Source organism: Nocardia sp. CDC519 (assembly GCF_059509835.1).
In genome coordinates this window covers 5210660-5230109 of the sequence record NZ_CM183377.1, presented here as the reverse complement: position 1 = coordinate 5230109, position 19450 = coordinate 5210660, and the positions used below count along the sequence as shown (strand labels likewise).

18 protein-coding genes are annotated in these 19450 nt (G+C 68.8%); 2 read left to right on the top strand and 16 right to left on the bottom strand.

The features are described 5' to 3' along the window. Window positions 1-3 precede the first annotated feature (3 nt). The 14 genes from AC5W7N_RS23585 to sucB form a co-directional block, all read right to left on the bottom strand. On the bottom strand, window positions 4-1548 hold the full coding sequence (locus tag AC5W7N_RS23585; protein ID WP_495922166.1) for a hypothetical protein: 1545 nt from the start codon (window positions 1546-1548) through the stop codon (window positions 4-6). Next, window positions 1545-2630 (bottom strand): hypothetical protein, encoded by a 1086-nt coding sequence (locus tag AC5W7N_RS23580; protein WP_495922165.1) that lies wholly within the window; start codon window positions 2628-2630, stop codon window positions 1545-1547. The genes AC5W7N_RS23585 and AC5W7N_RS23580 overlap by 4 nt, the downstream gene beginning before the upstream one ends. Further along, complete coding sequence (locus tag AC5W7N_RS23575; protein WP_495922164.1) at window positions 2627-3415, bottom strand: hypothetical protein; 789 nt, start codon at window positions 3413-3415, stop codon at window positions 2627-2629. The genes AC5W7N_RS23580 and AC5W7N_RS23575 overlap by 4 nt, the downstream gene beginning before the upstream one ends. A gap of 230 nt (window positions 3416-3645) precedes the next feature. Beyond that, entirely contained in the window at window positions 3646-5106 is a 1461-nt protein-coding gene (locus tag AC5W7N_RS23570) for a wax ester/triacylglycerol synthase family O-acyltransferase (RefSeq protein WP_495922163.1), read from the bottom strand. After that, window positions 5103-6065, bottom strand: a complete 963-nt coding sequence (locus AC5W7N_RS23565; RefSeq protein ID WP_256673520.1) for an alpha/beta hydrolase — start codon at window positions 6063-6065, stop codon at window positions 5103-5105. Before AC5W7N_RS23565 ends, AC5W7N_RS23570 begins: the two co-directional genes overlap by 4 nt. 311 nt (window positions 6066-6376) lie before the next feature. Then, window positions 6377-6499 carry a hypothetical protein gene (locus AC5W7N_RS23560; protein WP_014350045.1) on the bottom strand — a complete coding sequence of 41 codons (123 nt, stop codon included), beginning with the start codon at window positions 6497-6499 and terminating at the stop codon, window positions 6377-6379. 225 nt (window positions 6500-6724) lie between these two features. Further along, window positions 6725-7903, bottom strand: a complete 1179-nt coding sequence (locus AC5W7N_RS23555; RefSeq protein ID WP_163816790.1) for an ABC transporter permease — start codon at window positions 7901-7903, stop codon at window positions 6725-6727. Further along, window positions 7900-8778: an ABC transporter ATP-binding protein gene (locus AC5W7N_RS23550; protein WP_495922162.1), complete on the bottom strand. Its 879-nt coding sequence runs from the start codon at window positions 8776-8778 to the stop codon at window positions 7900-7902. Before AC5W7N_RS23550 ends, AC5W7N_RS23555 begins: the two co-directional genes overlap by 4 nt. A gap of 103 nt (window positions 8779-8881) precedes the next feature. Next, the gene (locus AC5W7N_RS23545; RefSeq protein WP_495922161.1) at window positions 8882-9820 is read right to left on the bottom strand and encodes an SMP-30/gluconolactonase/LRE family protein; all 939 of its coding nucleotides are present in this window, start codon (window positions 9818-9820) and stop codon (window positions 8882-8884) included. 60 nt (window positions 9821-9880) lie between these two features. Then, the gene (gene lipA, locus AC5W7N_RS23540) at window positions 9881-10897 is read right to left on the bottom strand and encodes a lipoyl synthase (protein ID WP_163816783.1); all 1017 of its coding nucleotides are present in this window, start codon (window positions 10895-10897) and stop codon (window positions 9881-9883) included. Next, window positions 10894-11658 carry a lipoyl(octanoyl) transferase LipB gene (lipB, locus tag AC5W7N_RS23535; protein ID WP_495922160.1) on the bottom strand — a complete coding sequence of 255 codons (765 nt, stop codon included), beginning with the start codon at window positions 11656-11658 and terminating at the stop codon, window positions 10894-10896. The genes lipA and lipB overlap by 4 nt, the downstream gene beginning before the upstream one ends. A gap of 10 nt (window positions 11659-11668) precedes the next feature. Next, window positions 11669-12256, bottom strand: a complete 588-nt coding sequence (locus AC5W7N_RS23530; RefSeq protein WP_163816779.1) for a GNAT family N-acetyltransferase — start codon at window positions 12254-12256, stop codon at window positions 11669-11671. After that, window positions 12253-13155: a TIGR01777 family oxidoreductase gene (locus AC5W7N_RS23525; RefSeq protein WP_163816777.1), complete on the bottom strand. Its 903-nt coding sequence runs from the start codon at window positions 13153-13155 to the stop codon at window positions 12253-12255. The genes AC5W7N_RS23530 and AC5W7N_RS23525 overlap by 4 nt, the downstream gene beginning before the upstream one ends. A gap of 15 nt (window positions 13156-13170) precedes the next feature. Further along, window positions 13171-14979, bottom strand: a complete 1809-nt coding sequence (gene sucB, locus AC5W7N_RS23520; protein WP_495922159.1) for a 2-oxoglutarate dehydrogenase, E2 component, dihydrolipoamide succinyltransferase — start codon at window positions 14977-14979, stop codon at window positions 13171-13173. Window positions 14980-15226: 247 nt separating this feature from the next. On the opposite strand from sucB, the gene AC5W7N_RS23515 reads away from it, so the two are divergent. Further along, window positions 15227-15580 carry an oxidoreductase gene (locus tag AC5W7N_RS23515; protein WP_375139424.1) on the top strand — a complete coding sequence of 118 codons (354 nt, stop codon included), beginning with the start codon at window positions 15227-15229 and terminating at the stop codon, window positions 15578-15580. A gap of 456 nt (window positions 15581-16036) precedes the next feature. On the opposite strand, the gene AC5W7N_RS23510 is transcribed toward AC5W7N_RS23515, so the two are convergent. Beyond that, window positions 16037-17548 (bottom strand): leucyl aminopeptidase, encoded by a 1512-nt coding sequence (locus AC5W7N_RS23510; RefSeq protein WP_495922158.1) that lies wholly within the window; start codon window positions 17546-17548, stop codon window positions 16037-16039. A gap of 73 nt (window positions 17549-17621) precedes the next feature. Further along, window positions 17622-18437 carry a TetR/AcrR family transcriptional regulator gene (locus AC5W7N_RS23505; RefSeq protein ID WP_495922157.1) on the bottom strand — a complete coding sequence of 272 codons (816 nt, stop codon included), beginning with the start codon at window positions 18435-18437 and terminating at the stop codon, window positions 17622-17624. Between the two features lie 275 nt (window positions 18438-18712). Between AC5W7N_RS23505 and AC5W7N_RS23500 the strand changes: the two genes are divergently transcribed. Beyond that, the gene (locus tag AC5W7N_RS23500; protein WP_495922156.1) at window positions 18713-19321 is read left to right on the top strand and encodes a GNAT family N-acetyltransferase; all 609 of its coding nucleotides are present in this window, start codon (window positions 18713-18715) and stop codon (window positions 19319-19321) included. The last annotated feature ends 129 nt before the right edge of the window (window positions 19322-19450 follow it).

Sequence of the window (19450 nt, the reverse complement as noted above, 5' to 3'; positions counted from 1 at the left end):
ACCTCACGACCAGTCCTCGGCAGGCTCGTCCGTGCTGGGTGTGTACTCCGGTGGCGGGCCGCCGTGCGTCCACGGAGTCTCCTCGCGCGCAGGGAGTTTAGCGGGAGCGTTGAAGCTCGCGGGGGAGAACCGGGCGAAGCTCACCACCTCGCCGACCTCGGGAACCGAACCGGGTGGTGCGGTGAGGGCGCGGCCCATGCCGCCTTCGAGTTCGAGCACGACGCCGTCTTCCTCGATGGCGACCACCCTCCCCTTCTGTTTCACCCGGTCGACGCTGAACAGCGTTTCGTCCAGGGCCGGACGGAAGGGGTCGTCGGTGTGGACGCGGATGTGGGGGCGGAGTTTGCGGCGGGAGCCGGTGGTGTCGATGCGGTCTGGTTCGCTATCGAGCACCTGGCCGCGGAAGGCTTCGCCGGCGAGACGGCGTTCGATCATGACGAGCGGGTCGTCGAAGGCGCGTTCGGCTTCGAAGATGTCGAGGGCGCGTTCACGGTCGAGCAGGCGGCGCACCGCGGGGACGGCGGAATCGCGGCGGGCCTGGGGCACACCGTCGGGGATGTCGGCGGCGAAGTGGGAGAAGGCGGAGCGGTCGTTGAGCCAGCGGCGGGCCACGCTCGCACCTTCGGGGAGGGCGCGCAGTAGGTCGATGCCCTGCCACATGAGCCGCCAGGTGGGGTCGAGCTGGGCGCGGAGCGCGCTTTCGAGGCGATGCGCGGCAACGGTTTTCGCTTCGTCGCCGTGGGCGTTGTCGTAGGCGGCGATGAGTGGGGCGAGCTCTTCGTTGTCGAAGCCCGGATCGGTGGCGGGGCCCGCGGGCGGGGACTGGAGCGGATCCTCGGCGCGGGCGGCAGCTTGCGGGCCGGTGAGGCCGTCGGGTGGGTCGATCCAGCCGAGCAGGGCGGCGAGATTGGCATCCTCGAGCGCGGATTGGCCGGTGGCCCAGTGCATGGCGAGCACACTGGTCAGAGGTAGCAGGGCGTTCGCGCCGGGGTGTTCGGCACGGTCGGCGAACCAGGTGAGCCAGCGGCCCAGCAGCGGCACCGACGCGGACACGGCATGGGGGCCTTCGGTGGGTTGGAAACGGACGGCGCGGCCGAGCAGCCGCAAGAACTCGACGCCACCGGGGTTGGGTACCACGATTTGGGGTGCGTCGTTGTAGCGCTTCCACTCTTCGGGTTTATCCTCGGACTCATTCGTGGAGCGCGCTTTTCGTTGCACCCATTCGAAGGTGACGGCCGTGCCGTCCGCATCGGCGTCGCCGGACTCGTCGGTGAAGGACGAGATGTACGGCAGGACACGGTCGGCCAGCTCGGCGACGAACCGCAATCGCAGGACCCGGTCGCGGGGCTGCGGGACGATGAGGAACTCGACGTCATCCGGGGCCGTGCCCGCCAGCATGGCCAGCGGCGCCGCGGCTTCACCGGCCAACCGCAGCGGGACGATGACCATGGGCCGCGCCGACAGATGATGGTGACGAACGTCGGCGATCAGCTCGGCGCGTCCCGCCTGCGCCGCCTCGATCCTCGCGAGGGCGGTGAGCACGCTCATCCGGCGATCTCCCGCCGCAGGCGGTGCGCGATGCGCAGCTTCTCGGCGATATCGGTGTGCTCTGGGCCCGGGGTGAGTGTTCCGTCGGCCAGGCCGAGCACCGTGCCCATCTGGTCGATACCGCCGACGTCATCGCAGACGCCGCGCCCGAGCACATCGACCGAACCGTTCGCTCGGGCTTCGGCGCGGCAAGCGAAGGCCAGATCGCAGGTCGACATGCACTCGGGCGCATAGCGGGCCGGGATCGCGGCGAAAGTGCTGCTCAGCTGTTCGCCGGGTTCGAAGGACGCATGGGGTGGAAGGGTGTCGGCGAGGGCGGTGATGGCGGTGAGCCGGGAGAGCTGGCGGGAGATGACGGCCAGCTGTTTGCGCAGATCCACCAGTTCGGCGGTGGGGCGGTTACTGAAATCCTTGGTGCACACCAGGATCGCGTTGTGTGCGACCAGATCCGGCGACTCACCGATCGCGGTCATCAGCTCGCGCAATGCCAGCACGTAGACCGCGGACTGCCGGGCCGCCGAGGCGACCTGGACGGGATCGGCCCTGCCGTCCACCACTGGGAACGACTTGATCTCCACGACGTGGAACTTGCCCGCGATCTGCAACGCAACAACGTCCGGCTCCAGATATGCGGGAACACCGGCGATCTCCAAGCGCAACATAGGGTGGTCGAACAGAGTGCCGGTGCCGGACCGGAGGGCGTCGGCGAGCAGTTGGCGGGTGCGCTGATAGCGGACGGCATTGCCGGCGTTGTCTCCGACGGTGCCGAGATCGTGGTAGGCGACCTCGGGGATGGTGAGTCCGAGCGTATCGCGCAGCAGGGCGAGCAGCTCGGCGCAGCCGTTCGCCTTCACCATCGCCTCGAAGGCGTTACCCCGGGTGATGGCGAACTGCGACTGACCGAACTGAGGCGGGTAGCCGAGGGCCTGTGCGATGGCGGCCTTGTCGACCGCTGCGGCATCGAGCAGGGCACGGCGGGCGCAGCCGGGGTTGGCCGTCAGCGCGGCGATGGTCCTGGCGTTGTGTCTGGTGGTGGGCGCAGAACCGCGCAACTGGTCGAGACGTGCTGTGAGAGGGTTCATCCGGCCTCGCTTCGACGGGCGGCGACACCGAGCCGGGCGCCGAACAACTGCGCGGCCGGGTCGTCGAGCTGACGGGCCGCGCGTTCGGCGGCCTGGGCACGATCGTGGGCGTCGGCCTCGGCGTGCACCGCGAGTTCGCCTCGGGCCGCCTCGATGACGGCGGCGGGATCGAGGCGGTCCGGGGGGCCGCCGATGCCGGGGATCGACGTGGATATCTGGCAGAGCACACGCTGACCGGACGGCTCGGTGTGCTGTTGTGCGGCAACATGTTCGGCCAAGCGGATCGCGGCGGTGAGGAGATCGACCCGGGGACTCAGCGGCCCGACCATCCGCTGGGCCAGCGGCCAGGTGCTCACAGCGAGCAGCCCTCGTGCGGGGGCCAGAAGGTCAGTTGTCAACGCCGAGCAGAGGTAGTACGGGCGGGCGAACGGTGCGGCGCGGAAGGAGCGCTCCTCGTCGCGGCGCAGGCTCGTCAGCCGAGCAGGCACCAGTTCGCCGGAGAAGAACCCGGTGTGCACGGCCAGGACGAGCTTCGGCGCGGCGGGCACCGATAGCAGCGTGAGGGCACGATGGACGTGCTCGCGGACCGGAACGGTCGCGGGCGCCGGTGGAGCTGTGGTCGCCTGACCGGCGCCGAGGACGAGCGCGTCCCAGGAGTCTTCCGCGCGGCGTAGCTCGGCGCGAAGCTGTCGTGCGGTTGCGCGATCGCCGGTGGCCGCCGCGCGCCGGACTTCGGCCCGCAACGTCGCGATCTGCGCCTCCAACTCCTCTGCTGAGTGAGTCACGCGGCGACCTTATCCGGGAAATCCAGTAAAAGCCAGTATTTGCCAGTATTGCCGTCCTCGTCCGGGCGCCACGGTCGTTATGTCGGCTGCCGTCGGTTTGATGTTTCGCACGGGAGGAATCAATCGGCGCCCAGTCGGAATGGACGTCCCTCGTGGACAAACTTCTCAGGCGTCGGTGAATATTCTCGTCTGAACCTTGGGCTGAGGTTCCCGGAGCGATGGCGTTCGATCTACTTCGTGGGGACCGATGCGAGCGATCCGGCCAGGGTGCGGAACGAGCTCAGGATCAGCGACCCGTAGCGTTCCGGGTCCGGCATCATCGACGCATCCGTGCTGAACGAGATGGCGATCTCCTCGCCCTGCGACGTGATCAGGTGACGCAATCCGTCCCCGTCCATCGTCGGTAGCACGCCGAAGATCCTGGCTATCGGTCTCCCGAGGAATTCGAGGTCGGTCGCGACTGGCGGGACGTTGCTGATGGTGGTGTTCATCAGGGGAACCGTTGTGGCTGTCTCGAAGGTGCGTTGGGCTCGGGCCCAGCCGGCTAGGCGGAGGAGCCAGGCGGGGGAGGTTTCTACTCGGGATTCGGTGCGGAGGACGGTGGGGGTGGTGGTGCGTTGTTTTTCTAGGGTTGCGGAGTGGTGGATGGCTTGGAGGCGGGGGAGGGGGTCGGGGATGTCGGTGTGGAGGTCGACGTACATTTGGCAGAGTTTGTTGGCGGAGGTCCATGTGGTGGTGTTGCGCATGGACATCGGGACCATGGCGGCGAGGGAATCGGTTGGGGGTTCGCCTTTTTCGGCCAGGTAGGTCGAGAGGGCCAGGGACACGGCGGTGAGCATCAGGTCGTTGATCGTGATGCGGGTGGGGGAGGCTGCTTTGGCTGCCTGGACTTCGGCTAGGGGGATGGTGACCAGGTCGAAGACGAGGGGGTGGTGGATGCTGCGGTTGAAGCGGGTGGCGGGGCGGAGGGGGAGGGGCTGGTGGAGGTCGCCGGACTCGGCTCTGGCCGCGGTTTCGGCGGCGGCGGTGCGGGTGCGCAGGATGCCGGTGGCGAAGCGGGCGGTGCCGAGGGTGAGGGCGGTGGCGGTGCGTAGGGCGGTGGTGGGGGTGGGCCAGCCGGGGTTGAGAGTGACGCGCTGGGGTGGGGGTGTGGTGCCGAAGAGTTTCAGTTCGAGTTCCCGGGTGGCGACGCCGTCGCCGACGCTGTGGTGGAACTTCAGGACGACGAAGGTGGTCGCGCCGGATAGGCCGGGGACGTCGCGGACTTGATCCAGGACATGGAGCTCCCACGGAGGGCGAGCGAGATCCATGCGGGTGGAGGTCAGGTCGGCGATGGCGCGACGGGCGTCGGCCCAGGTCTCCGGGGTGCTGAGGAAGACGTGGTCGTTCAGGTCGAGGATCGGGTCGGGAACCCAGTAGGGCAGGTCGAGATCCATGGGCAGACGTTGCAGCCGGCGGTGGAAGAGCTTCGACAGCCCGAGCCGGGCACGCATCCATTCGGTGACCTGGTCATAGGTCAGTGGCGCCGCGGCGGTGAAGGCGTAGACGGCGATGATGTTGGATAGGTGGCGGTCGGTTTCGTCATAGACGAAGACCGCATCGCGGGGCGCCAATTGCTCGGGGCCCAACCGCAATTCGGCGCTCTCCGACTGCCGCGAGCCGGTGAGCGCGTGTCGAACCAGATGCCTCATATTCCGAGCGACCCCGCGATCATCGGCCAAGAATCGTGCAGGTCGTCCTGCCAGTAACCCCAGGAGTGCGTGCCCATCGGCCGGATGTTGTAGGTGATGTTGGTGCGGCCCAGTTCGGCAGTCCGCTGGGCCAGGCGGGTGGTGCAGAAGTTGGTTGCGGCTTCGATGGTTCCGCCGACGAGGGTTTGGTTGAGGAGTTTGCGGGTGTCGTTGTCGAGGCGGGCGTTGGCGAGGGTGTCGTGGATGCCGGGGAAGCCGCTGCCGCTGGAGATGTACATGGGGATGTTCGGCAGGCGGTGGGCTTGCAGGTAGGGGTCGTGCTCGCGCCACTGGTCGCTGTCGAAGGGGCCCCACATGTTCTCGGCCTCGCCGCCGCCCATGTCGATCACGGTTTTGACGAAGGCCTGGCCGATGGGGTCGCTGGTCATCGCGCAGCCGCTGTAGGCCGCGGCGCTGCGGTAGAGGGTGGGCGATTGGATGGTGAGGTCGAGGACCGAGGTGCCTGCCATGGAGATGCCGGCGAGGGCGTTGACGCCGGTGGTGCCGAAGGTCGAATCGATCACGGGGGGAAGCTCTTCGGTGAGGAAGGTGGCCCACATGTTGCGGCCGTTGTTCTCCAGGGTTTCGGCCAGGCCCTCGTCGGGGTTCAGCCAATCGGTGTAGTAGCTGAACGCGCCTTCCATCGGGATGACGACGTTGACGTGCTTGTCGGCGAAGAATTCGACGGCGTCGGTTTGGCCGAACCAGTTCGCCGCGTCCTCGCCGCCGCCCGCGCCGTTGAGCAGGTAGAGGGTCGGTGCGGGAGTGTGAGTGTCGCGGGGGCGCAGCACTTTCAGCGCGATCGAGCGCTGCATGGACGGTGCGAAGACCTTGATCTCGACCAGCTGACCGACGCCGGCGGATTGACTCACCACCACCGCGCCCGGATCGGCGGACGCCGTCGTCGCACCGACGGTCATCGACATCAATGCGAAAGCGCAAGCGGCCGAGGTGATTCCGCGCAAACTGCCAAGATTCATCGTCAACTACCGATCACATGAAGATCGGGGGCACCCGCGTATGCGGGCGCCCCCGGATCGTTGCCTGGGGATTACTTGCCGGGGGCGGGCGTGCCACCGCTCAGGGTGATCAGCGCGTTCACGATATTGGTGCCGTGCTCGCCGAGGCTCGCGGTACCCATGCCCAGAATGTCGATGAGCGATCCCATGGTCTTCTCCTAGCGTTCGTAAAGGTCGAGTCCAATGGACCCGGGGGGTGAGATGCCCGGTTGTCAGGCGATGAAGGTCTTGAGGCCCTCGAGCGAACCGAGGAAGACGTCGAGCAGGCCGTCGCCGGCCACGGCCGAGCCGAGTGCGGGAATCAATGCGCCGAGCAGGTCGCTGAGCGAACCCATAGCGAATCTCCTTCTTTGAGACTTGGTGCGAAACCTCTCGGGCAGGACGAACGGAACCGAGAGGTAGGTCACGTAAGGGCCTCTACTGTGACGTGGGCAACATAGCAAGCGACCGTTTGTGTTGACAAGGGGTTGTTTCACACTTTGTCGGGTCATGGGATGTGAAGGCCGCTCAGCCAGCTGAAGCGCAGGTCACGCCCCTGGAATTGGGGGCGGCGAAGGGGATCAGTCCTCGACGGCGAGGGCCTGACGGAAGGTGAGGCGGCGCTGGGTCTGCATCAGGGAGCGTCGGTAGACCTTCTCGGCGACGAGCACGATGCCGTAGGTGGCGACTGCCATCAGGGCCAAAGCGACCATGGGTTCCCACCACGAGGCGGTGCCCTCGGCGAGCCGGGCGGGCATCGCGACGATCGACACGATGGGCACATAGGACGCCACGACACGCGCTGTACCAGACAGGAAAATTCCAGCAAACAACACGATCATGACGAACATGGTCATCGGCGTGGCCGTGGACTGGAGATCCTCACTGCGGGTGGCCAACGAGCCGGCCACCGCCCACAGTCCGGCCAGTGCGAGGAATCCGACGACGAAGAAGACGACGAACCAGCCCGCGGCACCGGCGATCTGCCCCACCTGACCGGCCCGGCCGGTGGCGGCCAAACCGATCAGGCCGGCGACGACGAACAGGGTGAGCTGAGCGAACGCCAGCACGGTGTTGCCCGCGACCTTGCCGATCAGTAACTGGCGGACCGGGATAGCGCTGGCGAGGATCTCGACGATGCGATTCTGCTTCTCCTCCACCACACTCTGCGCGATGGACATGCCGAACAGGATCGATGACAGATAGAACAGGAACGCGAACACGATCGCGACGATGGTGGCGAGCCCGGCATCGACGGCCGCCTCGTCGAGTAGGTCGTAGCTGACGGCGCTGCCGCGGGCGAGTTGTTCGAGCGTGACCCCGGCGGCGGTGGCGTTGTGCTCCAACGCGATCTGCTGGGCGGCGGCGGTGACGTAGGTCTTGACGTCGTCGTTTTCGGAGGTGTCGCCGATCAGTCGCCAGCCGCCGGGATCGGCCACCAGGCCCGCGTCGACAGTGCCGTCGCGCACCTGCTGTTCGAGCGCGGCCTCGTCGGCGACGCGGTGCGCGGTGAAGTCGACGTCGGCGTCGGCGTGTTCGGCGATGACATCGGCGGTGCTGATCACCTGGCCGGCAGCGGGATCGAGGATCGCCACATCGATCTTGTCGGTGCGGCTGGACAGGAAACCGCTGACGGCCAGCGATGCGACGATCGCCACGATGGTGATGACGGTGGAGATCAGGAAGTTCCGGTCGCGCAGTTTCACCGCGATCTCGCGCTGCGCGACGATCAGCCAGGCGCGTCGGGGTGCGGTACTCATGCGGTCACCTCGCGGAAGATCTCGGCAACGGACGGTCGGACCTCGGCCAGTTCGTGCACCGAGCCGCGGGTGAGGGCTTCGGTGAGCAGCGCGTCGGTGCTGATGCCGTCCAGCTCCAGCAGGGCGGTCGAGGCGTTGCTCTCCACCACTCGGACGCCGCCGAATTCGTGCAGCCAGCCGGTGTCGCCGCTGATCCGCAGCCGATGCCGGACCGGACCGGCGGCGCGCAGCTGCTCGGCCGAACCGTCGGCGACGACGCGGCCTTTCGCGAGGATGACCAGGTGGTCGCAGAGCCGCTCCACCAGGTCGAGTTGGTGTGAGGAGAACAGCACCGGCACGCCGCGTGACGCGTACTGTCCCAGCAGGTCGGCCATGGCGTCGACGGCGACCGGATCCAAACCGGAGAACGGTTCGTCGAGGATCAGCGTGGTGGGATGGGCGATGAGGGCGGCCGCGATCTGGACGCGCTGCTGGTTGCCGAGTGACAGCGATTCGAGTTTGTCGGTGCCGCGATCCTGGAGGGAGAACCGTTCCAGCAGGTCGGTGGCCTGGTGTCTGGCTTCGGAGGGGGAAAGGCCGCGCAGCCGGGCCAGGTAGACGAGTTGATCGCGCACCGGCTGTTTCGGGTAGAGGCCGCGTTCCTCCGGCATGTAGCCGAACGTACGGCGATCATCGGCGGTGACCGGGCGGCCGTTCCAGGTGATCTCGCCGCCATGCGCCGCGAGGACGCCCATGATCATCCGCATCGTGGTCGTTTTGCCCGCGCCGTTGGCGCCGACGAAGCCGGTCATCGTTCCGGGGGCGACGGCGAAAGAGACGTCGTCTACGGCGGTGTTGTCGCCGAATCTGCGCACCAGGTGTGCGACTTCCAGCATCTGGGATCCCCACTTCGTCGTCCGGTTGTGGCGCTACGAACTCCGAATTCGAGAGTACTGGGTGGATCCGGTGGACCCGGCGCTGGAAGTCTGGCCAGGCCCGTTAGGGAGCCGCGGTGCGGGCATTCGGGTCGAAGCCGCCGGGGATTTCGTAGATCACGCCGGTGAAGGTTGCGGCGAAGAGGCGGCCGGCGGAGAAGCCTTGGCTGCCGCGGCCGTAGGTGACGACGCTGGTGAGGGGGTTGCCGGTGCTCAGGAGGCAGTACTGGTTCGGGGCATCGATGCGGATGACCTGGCCCGCGGTGTTCAGCGGGACGACCGGACGGTCGGCCGAATCCAGGGTCAGCCCATCGGGAGCGGAGAGCGCGTCCGCGCCGGTGAGGTCGAGCAGGGATTGCGGGGCCGCGGGGTTGGCGACCGGGATCCGGCTGACGCCGGGGTTGGCGAAAGTGCGCCCGACGTAGAGGAATTCGTCGTTGCGGCCGAGGACTGCGCCGTTCGCGCTCGGGAAGGAGGCCCAGTCGGGTTGGACCGCGCGGTTCGGATGGACTTTGCCGATCAGCGAGCCGAAGTCGTTGGTGGCGTAGACGCTGCCGTCGCGTGCGGTGGCCATGCCGTTGGCGGCGCTGAGGCCCGCGGCGAACGGGGTGAATGCGCCGGTGTTCGGGTCCATTTCGACGATGCCTGCGTGGCGGAGGGTATCGCCGAGCGCGACTCGAGCGTCAGCGCCGTAGCCCACGAGCAGGGTGCCGCGCGGGGTCCAGGCCAAAGCGCCCGCTCCGCCGCTGGGCACGGTCGCGATCGGGACGGCCGGGGCGCCCGGAGTGTCGATCCGGTAGACGCGCCCGGTGTTGAGGTCTGTGGTGAACGCACGGCCGCGATCGTCGACCGTCAAGCCCTCCAGTGCGCCAGAGACCGAGGCCGCTATCGACGTCGGTTGCCCGGCGCCGGGACAGATCGGCGCCGCCTGCGCGCTCCCTGCCGCGAGAGTGGAGAACATCGCGGCCGAGACGATTGCCATACCCGCTGCGAGTGTCTTCATGGGGACATCCCATCACAGGGCACCCGCGCTCGACGGAGTTTTCGCAGTTCGCGGAGCTGGTCAGCTGCCGAAGCGCGCCAGCACGGAGCTGGCTTCCTGCGAGGCCGTACCTTCGTCGGCGAGATGGGCCATCGCGGGCGCGATGTCGCGTCCGTGATGCGCCATGGCCTGCGCGTACAGGCGCCCGGCCCGGTACGACGAGCGCACCAGCGGCCCCGCCATCACGCCGGCGAAACCGATCTCCTCGGCCACCTTCGAGTGCTCCACGAACTCTTCCGGCTTCACCCACCGGTCGACGGGATGGTGCCGAGGGGAGGGGCGCAGGTACTGGGTGATGGTGAGGATGTCGCAGCCGGCTTCGTGCAGGTCGCGCATGGCCTGGGTGACCTCGTCGGGGGTCTCGCCCATGCCGAGGATCAGGTTGGACTTGGTGACCAGGCCGGCCTCGCGGGCAGCGGTGAGCACTTCCAGCGAACGCTCGTAGCGGAAGGCCGGGCGGATGCGCTTGAACACGCGTGGCACGGTTTCCAGGTTGTGCGCCAGCACCTCCGGGCGCGAGGAGAAGACCTCGGCGAGCTGATCGGGCTTGGCGTTGAAATCGGGGATCAGCAGTTCGACGCCGGTGTTGGGGTTCAACGCCTTGATGGCGCGCACGGTTTCGGCGTAGAGCCAGGCGCCGCCGTCGTCGAGGTCGTCGCGGGCGACGCCGGTGATGGTGGAGTAGCGCAGACCCATGGCCTGCACGCTCTCGGCGACGCGGCGGGGCTCGTCGCGGTCCAGTGCGGCCGGCTTGCCGGTATCGATCTGGCAGAAATCGCAGCGGCGGGTGCACTGTTCACCGCCGATGAGGAAGGTGGCTTCGCGATCTTCCCAGCATTCGAAGATGTTCGGACAGCCGGCTTCTTCGCAGACGGTGTGCAGGCCTTCGCGTTTCACCAAGCCCTTGAGCTCGGAGTATTCGGGGCCCATGGTGGCGCGGGTGCGGATCCATTTGGGCTTGCGCTCGATCGGGGTCTCCGCGTTGCGCGCCTCGATGCGCAGCAGCTTTCGGCCTGCCGGTGCTTGTGCTGAGGTCACGAGTTCGACCTTACGCCGGTGGGATCGGCGGATGCGCCTGCCGTATCCCCGGGTGTGAGATGTTCGATATCGTGCGGGTGAACGGGAATTTCTCCGTTCAACGCGGCAACAATCGCCTCGGCCACCAGCGGGCGCACCTCGTCGACCGTGACGTCGCGGCCGAGCTCGCGCGAGAGGGTGGTGACGCCGGCGTCGCGGATGCCGCACGGGATGATCGCGCTGAACCCTTCCATCCCGGAATTGCAGTTGAGCGAGATGCCGTGCAGGGCCACGCCCCGCTGCACGCGCACACCGATGGCGGCGATCTTGCGTTCGGCGAGCGGGCCCGCGGCCGGCAACCAGACCCCGGAGCGGCCCTCGACGCGGCCGCAGGTGACGCCGAGACCGGTGCACACGGTGATGAGCGCTTCTTCCAGGCGACGCACGTAGTCGACGACGTCGACGGGTTCGGCGAGCCGGATGATCGGATAACCGACCAGCTGTCCGGGCCCGTGCCAGGTGATCTTGCCGCCGCGGTCCACCTCGACCACCGGGCTGCCGTCGATGGGCAGGTCCTCGGCTTCGGTGCGGCGGCCCGCGGTGAACACCGACGGGTGTTCCAGCAGCAGCAGATGATCGGCGCCGATTCCCTCGGCGCGCTGGGCGGCGATCTCGCGTTGGCGATCCCAGGCCTGGTGGTAGTCGATGAGTCCCAGGTTTTCGACGACGACGGGTGTGGTGTCGAAGCGAGCCGACCGGGTGACGGAGCGCGTGTGGTTCACGGTCACGACGTTACGCCAGTCGCTGTGGGTCGGACGCGGGCGTGTCGTCGCTGCCGGCGGGCCACGACGCGGGATCGCCGAGACCGATCGTCAGTTGCATGAGGGTGAGGTCCAGCCAGCGGCCGAACTTGATGCCGACCTGGGGCAGCACGCCGACGGTACGGAAGCCGAAACGCTCGTGCAGCGCGATCGACCCGGTGTTGCCCGCCTCGATGGCCGCCACCATGACGTGTACGTCGCCCGCGGCGCGCGCTCGCGCGATCAGCTCGGTGAGCAGCGCCGAAGCGATACCGCGGCGATGAAAACGGTCGGCGACGTACACCGAATTCTCCACGGTGTGCCGGTATCCGGACTTCGGCCGCCACGTTCCGTAACTGGCGTAACCGGCCAGTTCGCCGTCGACCTCGGCGATCAGCACCGGACGCCCGGCCTCGGTGCGCTCGCGCAGCCAGGCCCGCCGGTTGTCGAGGCCGACCAGTTCCTCGTCCCAGATCGCGGTGGTTTCGGCGATGGCGCGATTGTGGATATCGAGGATCGCCAGCAGGTCACCGTCGGTGGCGTCGCGGATGACGGTGGCAGAGCGCGTGTCCAGCGTCATCGGTGGTTACCGCCTACCGCCGCCGCGAGCGCCGCACCGATGGTGGGGTGCTGGAACTGATATCCCGCCGCCTCCAACACGGTGGGAATCGCGCGCGGGCCGTGCAGGATTCCCTCTTGCGCGAATTCGCCGAGGACCGCGCGCAGCGCGAACGCGGGGACCACCAGCGGCGTGGGCCGGTGCACCGCGCGGCCGAACGCGCGATTGAACTCGGCATTGGTTACCGGCGCGGGGCCCACGGAGTTGATCGGCCCCGAGATCGCGTCGTTGGTCAGTGCGAACAGGATCGCGCCGATCTCGTCGTCCAGCGAGATCCACGGCGTGTACTGGCGCCCGTTACCGAGCCGCCCACCCAGCCCGAGCTGGTACAGCGGTTTCAGCATGCCGAGCATGCCGCCGTTGCGGGCCAGCACCACGGCGCTGCGCAACAGCACGGTGCGGGTGCCCGCGGCGCTGGCCGGCAGCGTCGCGGCTTCCCAATCCCGGCACAGGGTGGCCAGGAAACCGGTGCCCGGCGGGGTGGATTCCTCCACCACGCGGTCGCCGGTCTCGCCACCGTAGATGTGCACGCCGCTGGCGTTGATCAGCACCGGCACCCCGGCGGAGGCGATGGCGGCGGCCAGCACGTCGGTCGGGGTGATCCGGCTGTCGCGCAGCTCCTGTTTGTAGCTGCCGGTCCAGCGGCGGGTGCCGATGCTCGCCCCGCACAGGTTCACCACGGCATCGGCGCCGCGCAACGCCTGCTCGTCCAGATCGGCGCGGGCTGGATCCCACACGTACTCGTCCGCCGCGGCGGCCGGACGGCGCACCAAGCGGACGACCTGGTGCCCGTCGCGGCGCAATGCCGCGACGAGCGCCGTCCCGATCAATCCGGACGAGCCGGCGATCACGACCTTCATGCGTGACCTTCCCGGTTACAGGCCGAGGTCAGCCTCGAACGCCGCCTCTTCGAGCCGATGCCGGATGGTGGTGAGGAATCGGCCCGCGTCGGCACCGTCGATGAGGCGGTGATCGTAGGTCAGCGGCAGGTAGCACATGGAGCGCACGCCGATCGACTCGTTGCCGGTCTCGTCGGTGACCACGACCGGACGCTTGACGATCGCACCCGTGCCGAGCATGGCCGCCTGCGGCGGAACCAGGATCGGGGTGTCGAACAGCGCGCCCTGGCTGCCGATGTTGGTGATGGTGAAGGTGCCGCCGGCCAGCTCATCGGGCTTGAGACCACCGTTGCGGGCACGATCGGCGATATCGGCGATCGCGCGCGCGAGGCCCGCCAGCGAGAGGTCGCTGGCGTTGTGGATCACCGGGGAGAGCAGGCCCTGCTCGGTGTCCACGGCGATGCCGAGGTGCACCGCGGCGTGGTAGGTGATCTCCTTGGTGCCCTCGTCATAGCTGGCGTTGACGTTCGGGTGCACACCGAGCGCCTCGACCACGGCCTTGGCGAAGAACGGCAGGAACGTCAGGTTGACGCCTTCGCGCTCCTTGAACGCGGCCTTGGCTTGCGCCCGCAGGGCCGCGATCTTGGTGACGTCGGCCTCGTGCACCTGGGTCAGCTGCGCGGTGGTCTGCAACGATTCCCGCGTCTTGGTCGCGGTGATCTGCCGGATCCGGTTGGCCTTCTGAGTGGTGCCACGCAGATGCGCCAGTTCCGGCTTCGCGGCGGCCGGCGCCTTCGCGGCCGGAGCAGCCTTGGCGGGTGCGGCGGCGGCCGGAGCCGGAGCCTTCTTCGCCTCGGCGGCGGCGAGCACGTCCTGCTTGCGGATGCGGCCACCGACACCGGAACCGGTGAGCGTGGACAGGTCCACGCCGTTCTCCTCGGCCAGCTTGCGCACCAGCGGAGTGACGTACGGCGTGGCGCCGTTGCCGGCGGGGGCGGGTGCCGTGGCGGCGGGAGCCTGGGCGGGCGCGGGCTGTGCGGCGGGTGCGGGCTGCGGAGCCGGCGCGGGCTGCGGGGCCGGTGCGGGCTTGGGTTCGGGAGCCGGAGCCGGGGCCGGTGCGGGCTGCGGGGCGGCAGCCGCCGGAGCAGGCTCGGGCTTGGGTTCGGGCTTGGGCTCAGGTGCCGGAGCCGGCGCGGCGGCGGGCGAACCGCTGCCGATGACGCCGAGCTGTCCGCCGACGGAGACGGTGTCGTCTTCCTGCGCGGTGATCTCCAGCAGCGTGCCCGCGACCGGGGACGGGATCTCGGTGTCGACCTTGTCGGTGGAGACCTCGAGCAGCGGCTCGTCGACGGCGACCTCGTCACCGACGGCCTTGAGCCAGCGGGTGACGGTGCCCTCGGTGACGGATTCGCCGAGTTCGGGCATGTTCACCGGGGTGCCGGAGGCGGCGTCGCCGGACGTCTGCGCGGCGGGAGCCTGTTCGGCGGGAGCCGGGGCCTCTTCGGCCGGAGCCTGCTCGGCCGGCGCCTGCGCGGCGGGTTCGGGGGCCGGTTCCGGGGCGGCGGCGGGTTCGGGGGCCTCGGCCGGTGCCGGAGCGGCGGCCTCGCCCGCATCGCTGATGATGCCGAGTTCGCCACCGACCTCGACGACATCATCTTCCTGGGCGACGATCTTCGACAGCACACCCGCCGTGGGGGACGGGATCTCGGTGTCGACCTTATCGGTGGAGACTTCGAGCAGCGGCTCGTCGACCTCGACCGTGTCTCCTTCCTGCTTCAGCCACCTGGTCACCGTTCCCTCGGTGACGCTCTCACCAAGAGCGGGCATCTGGACGGAGAAGGCCATGTCCGTTGACTCCTCTGACTGCTCGACGGGTCTACAACAGTTCGTACCCCGGTGGTAGCTCGCCGCGGGTCGTGGCGAAATACCGGCCGCGCGTGGCTCCGGGGGTCCGTGTGGTTCTTGTACCGGGAACCATCCTTGCACTTATGGGCTCGCGACGTCGCAGAGGGCGTCCCTCAGCCGGGAACTGGCAATATGGACTTACCGGTAACAACGACGGTTCCGGCGGGGGACGAGGAGGTCAGCGCGCGTGGGTTTGCTCGATCGTTTCCGCCGGGGTGCGCGCAAGCAGGTGAAAGCTACTCGCGGGTACGGAAATGACGCCCGCTATCTGGCCGAGTGGGTACGCACTCACACCGGCGTCGAGGGCTTCATCGAACCGAAGACGACGATCACCGACGTGACCGTGGTGCTGGTGGCCGCCGACGGCGAATGGACGCGCCGGGCCATCGGTGAGCGCGGCGCCCGGAATCTCGCCCGCGACCTGCGTATTCCCGTCTACGACGTGCACAAGACCGGTTACCCGCAGCGGATGCGTGATTACGACGCGCGGCGGCGGATCGAGCGGAAACGTCAGATCGAACGGGATCTCGAGGATCTCTAGCGGAGTGCATGGCCGACGGGCGTGGGTCACGGGACCGGCTGGTGTCCGAGGGGCCGATACGGCGTGGGATCGGCTGTTGTCCGATGGGCCGGGAGGGTGTGGGATCGGCTGTTGTCCGAGGGGCCGGGAGGGTGTGGGATCGGCTGTTGTCCGAGGGGCCGACTGGTCGCGGGGCCGGCTGTCGCCCGGGCGCCGGCAGGGCGCGGGGCCGTCGATCCACGTAGCTCCCGGGGACCGACGCAACCAGGATTCCCGTGCTGTCCCAGCATGATCACCGCATCGGCGGCCCGGGAGCTGCGCGCGGCCGGGGACAGGAAGTAGGTTTCGCCCGCATTGGAGCGACAACTCGCGCGACTGTCGCTCGAAGTCGCTGAATTGTCGCTCCAATGCGGGCGAAAGGCATACCTGCCGGGGCGGCGTGCGCGTCTGGGACGCCGCCCCGGCAGGTCGTGCCCACTACTCCGCGGCGATGTCCTCGAGCACCGCGATGAGCGTGCGGACCGGAACGCCGGTGCCGCCCTTATCGATGTAGCCGAAGGGGCCTCCGGTGTTGTAGGCCGGGCCCGCGATGTCGACGTGCGCCCACTGCACCCCCTCCGGCACGAACTCCTTCAGGTACAGCCCGGCCGCGAGCATGCCGCCCCACCGATGCGGGGTGACGTTGGCCAGATCGGCGACCTTGGAGTTGAGGTCCGAGCGCAGTTCGGCGGGCAGCGGCATGGCCCAGCCGTTCTCGCCGACCTCGCGGGAGATGCGGGCGACGCGATCGCGGAAATCGTCGGTGCCCATCACGCCGGGGGTGCGGGTTCCGAGGGCGACCATTTGCGCACCGGTGAGGGTGGCGACGTCGATGAGGTAGTCCGGCTCGTCCTCGCCGGCGCGGACGATGGCGTCGGCCAGGATGAGCCTGCCCTCGGCGTCGGTATTGATCACCTCGACCGTGGTGCCGCCGTACTGGGTGAGCACATCGCCGGGACGCTGGGCGGTGGCCGATGGCATGTTCTCGGCCATCGGCACGGTCGCGGTGACGGTGATCGGCAGGCTCAGCCGCGCCGCGAGCAGCGCGGTGGCCACGACCGCGGCCGCGCCGGCCATGTCCGAGGTCATGTTCTCCATGTTCTGCGCCGGCTTGATGGAGATACCGCCGGTGTCGAAGGTGATGCCCTTACCGACCAGCGCGACCTTCTTCGGGCCGCCCTCGTAGGTGAGCCGCACCAGGCGCGGCGGGCGCGAGGAGCCCTTGCCGACGCCGATGATGCCGCCGTAACCGCCTGCCTCCAAAGCCTTCTCGTCGAGCACCTCGACCTCGAGCCCGGCGGCTTCGGCCAGCACCTGGGCGCGCGCGGCGAACTCGGCGGGGTAGAGGTGGCTGGGCGGGGTGTTGACGAAATCGCGTGCGGTGGCGACCGCTTCGGCCACCAGCTGCGCGCGCAACAACTCGGTGATGCCGAAACCCGGGTCGGGCACCAGCAATTCGACGCGCACCACCGGACGTTCGTCGGGCTTGGGTGCCGTCTTGTCCGAGCGGAACGGGGTGAACGAGTAGGCGCCCAGGTAGAAGCCCTCCGCCGCGGCGGCGAGGTCGAGCCCGGACAGGGTGGTCGACACCAGTTCGGTGCCCGACAGCGAACGCGCGGCGACACCGGCCGAGCGGCGGATCTGCTCGGCGTCGAGCTTGTCGGGGCTGCCGAGACCGACGGCGAGCACGCTGGCGACGTTGTCGAGCGCGGCGGGCGCGGGAATGCGGGTGAGCTCCTCGGCCTTGCCCTTGGCGCCGACGGCGCCGAGCTGGTCGAGCAGTTCCGCGCGCACCTCGGGACCGAGCACGTCACTGAACAGGTCCTCGGGCACGATGGCCGGACCATCCTCGGAGGACGTCAGCCCGATGACGAGGACATCGGTGTCGGGGCCGATGGATTCGGTGCGATGCAGTTCGGGGCCCAGCGGGCGATCAGCGACAGCGGTCATGGCCTCAGGCTAGCGGCGGCGCCTCGATCGGCGAGCGCGACCTCGGGCGAATCCACGGCAGCGCCGCGGGTGATCAGGGCGCGGAGTTTCGCCGGTACCGGGCGGCGACACCATCGAGCAGCAGGTCGATGCCCGCCTCGATCACGCCGTCGAAATCGATATCGGGGGGACCCGTGTCGCCGAACAGCTTGTGCATCACCGGGCGTGCGGCCGGATCGAGCAGCTCGGCCACGTCGGCGTGCACCTGCTCAGCGGGATGGGCATCCGGGTCCAGCGCGCGTTCGACGTACTCCGCACTCCACATCAGCGCGATGCCCTGCACCACGCCGGATAGGGCGAGGTAGATCGACAGGATCTCGTGCGGCGTCATGGACGGCTGGTCCAGCGCGCTGAACGTGCGCTCCAGCATGTCGAACAGGGCGGGACCGACCGGTGGCCTGGTGCGCGCCAGTACCGGAAGCAACCATGGATGACGCTGGTAGAGCTGCCATTCCTGGTGTGCTTCATGAGCGACGAGCTCGCGCCATCCGGTCAGCTCCGGTGGCGGGGGCGGTACCTCGGCCAAGACCAGTTCGGTCATCGCGGCCAGGAGGGCCTCGCGGTCGGCGTAGTGGCGGTACAGCGCGGCGGTGGCAACGCCGAGTTCGCCGGCCAGCCGGCGAGTGGACAGGCCGTCGAGGCCGAACCGGTCGGCCAGATCGACCGCGGTCCGGGCGATGGTGACGGCGGTCAGCGGTGTGCCCGAGGCGCGGCGGCGGGTGGGTGCGGCGCGATGCGCCGGCGTGAGCGCGTCACGTCGCGCCCGGTAGGCGCGGGCTTGGCAGGCGCGCGAGCAATAGCGGCGACGGCGACCGCGGGCCGGATGGGCGAGGGCAGCTCCGCAGGTCACGCACGCGTCCGAGGGCGCACGGTCGGCGTGTTCCGTGATCGCCCCGGCAACGCCGCCCGATGCCCTCGGGAGCGGGCCGCTTGCCGTCGTCCGATCGGTTCGGCCGCGCGCGGATGGTGCGCGGCCGGGCCTGCGCGTTATGTGCGTGCCGGCGTCGGATGTCGTCGAAGCCGCCATTTCCACACAGTAGGCAGTGTGACGAAATGATGGCAAGGGCGTTGGTGTCGCTCTACTTTGGCAACCGAAGACACTGTTCACAGCGGGAGGAAGTAGTCATGAGTGACACGCTGACGGTGCGTCGGGCGACCGAGGCGGATCGGGATCCGGTGATCGAGGCGTTCGGCAAGTGCTCGGACGAGGCGGTGACCGCGTGGGTGTTGGAGGGGCATCCGATCGAACCGTTCATCGACCAGCACGTGCCGATGATCATCGACCGCGGCCTGAAAGAGGACGAGATCTGGATCGCGGGCTCCGGCGACGACATCTGGGCGGTGTCGATCTGGCAGCACGTCACCTCGCCGGAGCGGTTCCTGGCCGATGCGGAGGAGGCGCGGGCGATGCGGCAGCAGGCGCCGGACCTCAGCATCGCGCGCCGGTTGGAAACGCTGACGGCGCTGCTCGCCGAAGAACACCCGCGGGAATTCCCGCATCGGTACCTCCAGGTGATCGTCACCGTGCCCGAACATCGCGGTAAAGGTGCAGGCGCCGCGATCATCGGCGATCGGTTGACGGTGTACTCGCCCGAGCAGGTGCCAGCCTTCCTGGAGGCCAGCACCGAACGCTCGTCGCGGCTGTACAAGCGCTGCGGATTCGAGGCCACCGGCACCACCCATCCGCTGCCGGAGAACGGGCCGACGCTGATCCCGATGTGGTTCCGCCCCTGATCGCGCAGCCGGACGGCCGGGGGCTGCGGCTCGGCCGGTGCCTGCCGGTCGCTGTTCTGCCCGCTCTGCCCGCTCTGCCCGCGCGGGCGTCGGTCACGGCAGCGCCTCGATCATCACGATGGCCGCACC

What these genes read in the sequence shown, in the direction of transcription:
- AC5W7N_RS23585 (WP_495922166.1), bottom strand. Translation starts at nt 1,548, where the DNA reads ATGAGCGTGCTCACCGCCCTCGCGAGGATCGAGGCGGCGCAGGCGGGA.
- AC5W7N_RS23580 (WP_495922165.1), bottom strand. Translation starts at nt 2,630, where the DNA reads ATGAACCCTCTCACAGCACGTCTCGACCAGTTGCGCGGTTCTGCGCCC.
- AC5W7N_RS23570 (WP_495922163.1), bottom strand. Translation starts at nt 5,106, where the DNA reads ATGAGGCATCTGGTTCGACACGCGCTCACCGGCTCGCGGCAGTCGGAG.
- AC5W7N_RS23565 (WP_256673520.1), bottom strand. Translation starts at nt 6,065, where the DNA reads ATGACCGTCGGTGCGACGACGGCGTCCGCCGATCCGGGCGCGGTGGTG.
- AC5W7N_RS23560 (WP_014350045.1), bottom strand. Translation starts at nt 6,499, where the DNA reads ATGGGTTCGCTCAGCGACCTGCTCGGCGCATTGATTCCCGCACTCGGC.
- AC5W7N_RS23555 (WP_163816790.1), bottom strand. Translation starts at nt 7,903, where the DNA reads ATGAGTACCGCACCCCGACGCGCCTGGCTGATCGTCGCGCAGCGCGAG.
- AC5W7N_RS23550 (WP_495922162.1), bottom strand. Translation starts at nt 8,778, where the DNA reads ATGCTGGAAGTCGCACACCTGGTGCGCAGATTCGGCGACAACACCGCC.
- AC5W7N_RS23545 (WP_495922161.1), bottom strand. Translation starts at nt 9,820, where the DNA reads ATGAAGACACTCGCAGCGGGTATGGCAATCGTCTCGGCCGCGATGTTC.
- AC5W7N_RS23530 (WP_163816779.1), bottom strand. Translation starts at nt 12,256, where the DNA reads ATGACGCTGGACACGCGCTCTGCCACCGTCATCCGCGACGCCACCGAC.
- AC5W7N_RS23525 (WP_163816777.1), bottom strand. Translation starts at nt 13,155, where the DNA reads ATGAAGGTCGTGATCGCCGGCTCGTCCGGATTGATCGGGACGGCGCTC.
- sucB (WP_495922159.1), bottom strand. Translation starts at nt 14,979, where the DNA reads ATGGCCTTCTCCGTCCAGATGCCCGCTCTTGGTGAGAGCGTCACCGAG.
- AC5W7N_RS23510 (WP_495922158.1), bottom strand. Translation starts at nt 17,548, where the DNA reads ATGACCGCTGTCGCTGATCGCCCGCTGGGCCCCGAACTGCATCGCACC.
- AC5W7N_RS23500 (WP_495922156.1), top strand. Translation starts at nt 18,713, where the DNA reads ATGAGTGACACGCTGACGGTGCGTCGGGCGACCGAGGCGGATCGGGAT.